Raw genomic sequence first — 522 nt, 5'->3', positions numbered from 1 at the left:
GTGGACTATGAGTTCTCTGTTACCAATGAAATCGTGCAGAAGGAGCGTTTCCGCTATTTTATCAAAGTGCCTGAGTTGGCGGCGTTCTACGCTCAAATCACCGATTATCGAACGGCAAAGGAGATCGGCATAGACCGCCCCGAAAAGAATGAGATTATGCACAACATACCGCCTACACCCGAACAGGAGGAATTCATAGCCAAGTTGGTGGAGTTTGCCAAGACAGGTAATGCGGAATTATTGGGACGAGAGAAACTCTCCGATAGAGAGGAGAAAGCCAAGATGCTTATCGCAACGGATATGGCTCGAAAGATGAGCTTAGATTTGAGACTTATTGATCCTAACAAGTACGGAGATCATGTGGACAACAAAGCCTCCCACTGTGCGGCCAAGATTGCGGAGTATTACCACAAGTTTGAGGAGCAGAAAGGAACGCAATTTGTATTCAGTGATCTAGGCACCTACAAGCCGGGCGAATGGAATCCCTATTCCGAAATCAAGCGCAAGTTGGTGGAAGATCAC

The 522-nt window shown here is 47.1% G+C and carries 1 protein-coding gene; it reads left to right on the top strand.

The window, feature by feature from the left end:
- Nucleotides 1–522 (top strand): hypothetical protein (locus tag JT26_RS01300; RefSeq protein WP_036845032.1); only part of this gene is annotated, 522 nt, incomplete at both ends.

This window comes from Porphyromonas sp. COT-108 OH1349, from assembly GCF_000768755.1.
Lineage (GTDB): Bacteria > Bacteroidota > Bacteroidia > Bacteroidales > Porphyromonadaceae > Porphyromonas_A > Porphyromonas_A canoris.
This window is presented reverse-complemented; position numbering and strand designations above follow the sequence as displayed.